General features: G+C 66.3%; 2 protein-coding genes. One reads left to right on the top strand and one right to left on the bottom strand.

Annotation, left to right across the window (positions count from 1 at the left end):
- The first annotated feature begins 417 nt into the window (after positions 1 to 417).
- A complete protein-coding gene (locus tag JYJ84_RS32360; protein ID WP_164462727.1) occupies positions 418 to 1,671 on the top strand; it encodes a lipoprotein-releasing ABC transporter permease subunit in 1,254 nt (417 codons plus the stop codon).
- 39 nt (positions 1,672 to 1,710) lie between these two features.
- On the opposite strand, the gene JYJ84_RS32355 is transcribed toward JYJ84_RS32360, so the two are convergent.
- Complete coding sequence (locus tag JYJ84_RS32355; RefSeq protein ID WP_175223384.1) at positions 1,711 to 2,523, bottom strand: hypothetical protein; 813 nt, start codon at positions 2,521 to 2,523, stop codon at positions 1,711 to 1,713.
- Positions 2,524 to 3,209 lie beyond the last annotated feature (686 nt).

Below are 3,209 nucleotides of genomic sequence, written 5' to 3'. Positions count from 1 at the left end.
CGCGGGCGCCGTCCACGACACGTTGCCGACCAGCGGCCGCAGCGCGCAGCCGAGCAGCCACCAGACGAAGCCCGCCACGCGAACGGGCAGGAGCAGCAGAAAGCGCAGCAAATCCATTGTTATTTCCTTGTCAAGGACATGCTGCCTGCACGGCAACCTTCCCCGAATCGTTATGGGTCTTGTGACGGCGCGGCCCGGTTGCGCCGTAAATACTTGGTATGTTCGACCGGATGCTGGGCGCCATTATCGATCAGACCCGAAACGATGGAAATATCGGTGTGCCGGCGCGCAACGCTGCCGGATAACCGGCCGGTCGGGTGGATTTCGGCTCGCCGGCGCAACCGCTGCGCGTGGTCGCGCCGCGTTCGCTAGAATGCGCGGCTTGGCATGATTCGAATCGAAATGAAAGGAAACCGCTTGAAACTCCCGTTCGAATGGCAGATCGGGCTGCGCTATGCGCGCGGCGGCCGGCGCTCGGCCGGCGACGGCTTCGTGTCGTTCATTGCCGGCGCCGCGATGGCCGGCATCGCGCTCGGGGTCGCCGCGCTGATCGTCGTGCTGTCGGTGATGAACGGATTCCGGACCGAAGTGCGCGACCGGATGCTGTCGGTGCTCGCGCACGTGGAAATCTTCTCGCCGACGGGCGCGATGCCCGACTGGCGGCTCACCGCGCACGAATCGCTGCAGAATCCGGCGGTGCGCGCCGTCGCGCCCTATGTCGATGCGCAGGCGCTGCTGACGAACGCGGGCAGCGTGACGGGCGTCGCGCTGCGCGGCATCGATCCCGTGCTGGAGCCGCGCGTGTCCGAGATTGCGCGCAAGCTGAAGACCGGGCGGCTCGACGCGCTCGTGCCGGGCGAGATGGGGATCGTGCTCGGCTCGGCGCTGGCCGACGCGCTGCACGTGAAGATCGGCGACCGCATCACGTTCTTCGCGCCCGGCAACACCGCGCGCATCGGCGACGCGCTGCCGCAGTTCCGGCAGTTCAACGTGGTCGGCACGTTCGAGTCGGGCCACTACCAGTACGACAGCGCGCTCGCGTACATCCATCTCCGCGACGCGCAGACGCTGTTCAACGTGCGCGCGCCCACCGGCATCCGGCTGCGCCTCGATGACCTGCAGCGCGCGCCGGACATTGCACTGGAACTGTCGCACACGCTGTCGGGCGAGCTTTATATCCGCGACTGGACGCGGCAGAACCGCACGTGGTTCGAAGCCGAGCGGCTGCAAAAGCGCATGCTGTCGCTGATCCTGATGCTGATCGTCGCGGTCGCCGCGTTCAACCTCGTGTCGTCGCTCGTGATGACCGTCACGCAGAAGCAGGGCGACATCGCGATCCTGCGCACGCTCGGCGCGCCGCCCGGGTCGATCATGAAGATCTTCGCGATCCAGGGGATGACGATCGGCCTCGCCGGCACGCTGGCGGGCGTCGCGCTCGGCTGCGCGATCGCGGTGAGCATCCCGTGGGTGCTGCCGGCGATCGAGCAGCTGCTCGGCATCCGCTTCCTGACGCCGTCCGTGTACTTCCTCAGCTCGCTTCCGTCGAAGCTCGCGGCGACCGACGTGATCGAGATCGCCGCGGCCGCGTTCCTGATGTCGTGCGTCGCGACGCTCTACCCGAGCTGGCGCGCCGCGCGGGTGCGGCCGGCCGAAGCGCTGCGCGACGAATAGGCGCGCGGTGTCAGGTGTCCGGCTCGGCGAAGCGCGCCGTCATGCGATCTCGTGGAAACCGATGCTGTTGCGGCCGTTCAGGATGTCCTCGAATGCGGCCCCGAAGCCGACGTCGATCAGGCCCGCACGCCTGCCGTAGGTCTTCTGCCCCGCATCGTCGACGAAGATCGCCGCGCCCGACGACAATTGACGGTCGGTATCCAGCAGCGCGAGCGTGCCGCGCGCGCTGCCGGCCGACTGCTCGAACGTCAGCGGCGTGCCGTCCTGCGTGGTGAAATGCCCGCCGATCTCTTCGAACTTCTGGTTGCGCGCGACAGACGTATTGATCTCCTTCATGAAGAGGAAGTCCGCGTCGGCGCGCTGGCTGGCCACTTGGCGATCGGCGTCCGTGAACGTCTCGCCCACGGCGGCCGCGCCCTGCTCGGCGAAGTCGACGGCCTGCTGGTGAAACTCGCGCGTCGCGAGCACGAGGCCCGCGTTCGCGTTCAGCGTCGCCTCCACCCACGCGCGATCGCTTTCCGTCATCGTCTTCGACACGACCTCGATCCGGCCGTTGCCGGTCTTGAAGTCGAACTGCGCATCGGCCAGATCCGGGCGCTTCGCGATGATCTCGTGCAGGCTCGTCGCAAGCTGGTTGGTGACGCCGCGCAGCTTCGTCGACAGGTCGCCCAGCATCGACATCTGTTTCATGCGCGCCGCGTGCATCGCGTCCTGATCCAGCGCGCGGATGGTGATCGGCGTGTCCTGCGGTTGCCCGGCCACCGCGCCCGTCTGCGGGCGCCCGTCGAGCGCCGCTTCCTGCACCATCTGCACGAGCGAAAGGCCGCTCGCTGCCGTGACTGACATCGTCATGCCCTCTCTCCTTTCAATCCGTTTTTTACCGTTTACGGAAATATTTCGCGGAAATTTAGACCGATCTCATGTCGATCGCCGGGCACCGCTAGAAACTTTGTTTGATTCAAACTAAAAAAGTTTGACACCCAGATTTCACTGAGATAAGTTTGGCGCAAGCTTCCGGAAAGCATTCCGGCCAGCCCCGCCGACTCAAGTCGCGCTGTCCTGCCGTTGCAGCACCGCCGTTCGCACCATCCCCGCCTCATCGCATCGTGCCGTTCCGTTTCGTCTGAAACCTGAAGGAAGACCGGGCATGCCCGCATTTAATTCGTACTCCTGCATTCATTCCGCGCAGCCGGCTTCGCATCGATCAGGCGGCCCGAATCAGCCGCCGCACTGACGCTTTTCGGTCGGGGCGATGCCGTCGCCCCGACTGCCCGCCGGGTTGCGCGACGCGCGTCGACACCGGCCGTGACAACCGGGCCTCGCGCCCGGCGCTTTCGAAGGTGCCGTTCCGTTTCATCCGATGCAGCACCCGGCCGGGCCGCAGGGGGCATATCGCGGGCCGTCCGGTTCCAGACAATCACAACAAGAGGTCGACAATGGACATTCATCGAACCGGATTGCGTCGCGCGTGGCTTCCCGCGCTCGTTGCAGCCACGACGCTCGCCGCGTGCGGCGGCGACGACGGCGGCAGTGTGGCG

This window comes from Burkholderia sp. LMG 13014 (genome assembly GCF_905232215.1).
Lineage (GTDB): Bacteria > Pseudomonadota > Gammaproteobacteria > Burkholderiales > Burkholderiaceae > Burkholderia.
This window is presented reverse-complemented; position numbering and strand designations above follow the sequence as displayed.